Below are 1,397 nucleotides of genomic sequence, written 5' to 3' on the forward strand. Positions count from 1 at the left end.
GTGAATAATTGCCAGTGCGCATGTGGATGCCGTGTCATAAGCTCCCAATCGGAAAACAGTATAGAGTCATAATATGGGATGGATGATACCCGTAGTACCGGAAAGAAGCCCTCTTCCTAAACCAAATTACAGACGTTGGATTATATTGTTAATTCCCATGTTAACCATAGGTGGACTGTGCGGGCTATTTGCCTTTAATCTTGTCACATATGGTGACGTATTGATATATGGCATATTACCAGCATTACTCCTCTGGTTATGCATCATGGGCGTTGTGATCAATAAATATGAACAATCCGTTGCCTCCTGCCTGGCGTGGAACACTGAAAAAGAGCAAATAAAAGAACACTGGCGGAAATGGAGTCAAAAACAATTAGCAGTAGTTGGCAATATTATTTACACTCCAGATGGCGAAGGAATAGATTCATTACTGGGACCACTTAAGGATATTCCTGCATATCCACAAAAAGCGAGACCTCTCTCTTTTCCATTGCGCAACACTATCACTGCAATAACGAGTAACATCCATCAAAACCTGGAGCATCAGTATCCAGGTTATCGCAACTATTTGCAGACAATTTATATATTACAGTCTAAAAACAAAGAGTGTAAAACAATAGAGCAAGCGGTTCTCTCGCAGTGGGATCTGGTTCCAGAGACAGTCAACTCCATTGAATGCATTGAGTCATTCTATGATAATGAAAATTTCGACGGTTTGGTTTTAGTCATTTGCCTACAACGCTGGTCAGGAGATGCCTCTGGCAAACACAGTGAATTAGTTTCTGGTCAGTTAATTACTTCTTATTCATTTGCAAAACGACATGCCATCCCCGTTATCGCTGGCATAGGTCGAACCATGATATTAGAACCCGAGGGGCTGAAATCGAATTTAAATACACTAGTTGAATACAATCAATTAAATAAAAACAAGTTACAACACATCTGGGTTTCTAATATTAATAATGAACTAATAGAAAACATTATGCAGTATGCTAACCAATACGAATGGGAACTGCCAAGGAGACAGCCGCTGCACATGATTGACCATTCTTTTGGCCCAGGAAGTGAGTTAGCCTTTCCATTATCTCTGGCGATATTAACTGAAGCCACCAGGAAAATGAGCAAAGAACAGTTGGTTATTTGTCAAACATCACAAAAAATTGAAACAAAGTGGCTTTGTTTAATTACACCAGGCCACTATTTTGAGCGTGAGGAAAAATAATGCATACTGCGCGCTATGGTTTCTGGGGCTATCTTCTTCTTATTATAGGGCTGGCAGGAATTTGTGCCTTATTGATTTTCATTAATCAGGATTTGTTGGCAAGGAGAGGAGTATCCGCCCAACAGGCGTGGTCACTATGGGGAGGGATATTTGCAATCCTGTTATTCGGACTGGT

Annotated in this window: 1 protein-coding gene; it reads left to right on the top strand. The window is 40.6% G+C overall.

Annotated elements, in window-relative coordinates:
• Window positions 1-73: 73 nt before the first annotated feature.
• Window positions 74-1,222, top strand: a complete 1,149-nt coding sequence (locus CWM53_RS22845) for a hypothetical protein (RefSeq protein ID WP_100697259.1) — start codon at window positions 74-76, stop codon at window positions 1,220-1,222.
• Window positions 1,223-1,397 lie beyond the last annotated feature (175 nt).

The organism is Klebsiella sp. A-Nf5 (genome assembly GCF_002810545.1).
GTDB classification, from domain to species: Bacteria; Pseudomonadota; Gammaproteobacteria; order Enterobacterales; family Enterobacteriaceae; genus Klebsiella; species Klebsiella variicola.

Excerpts from the sequence above, each read along its gene's own strand:
- CWM53_RS22845 (WP_100697259.1), top strand. The coding sequence starts at position 74 with ATGGGATGGATGATACCCGTAGTACCGGAAAGAAGCCCTCTTCCTAAA.